This window comes from Dyella sp. SYSU CM1112, assembly GCF_058216415.1.
On the sequence record NZ_JBZEGI010000138.1, the window covers coordinates 1 to 269 of the forward strand.

Annotated in this window: 1 protein-coding gene; it reads right to left on the reverse strand. The window is 62.1% G+C overall.

Going from position 1 to position 269, the window contains the following annotated elements:
* A partial coding sequence (locus AC4HNJ_RS21960) for an FAD-dependent protein (RefSeq protein ID WP_490481737.1) occupies positions 1-269 on the reverse strand: 269 nt, incomplete at both ends.

Below are 269 nucleotides of genomic sequence, written 5' to 3' on the forward strand. Positions count from 1 at the left end.
CGACAGATCAGTGAGATGTACACCCGGCTTATAGGACGGCAGCACGTCAACGAGTGCGGTCGATGCGTGGCCCCTCAAGAAGTCGACGATGAGCTGGCCCGGCGCTTCATACGTGCCGCCGCCCAACGCAAAGGCGCGACTTTCCAGATGGCGTTGCAGAGCAATGCCGGCGAGGGGGCTGCCGCAGTCGTCATAGGGCGTGAAATCGCTGGGATCGACGCCTACCACGATGGCGGCATTCGCATTGCGCTCGTTGCGCGAATATTGGC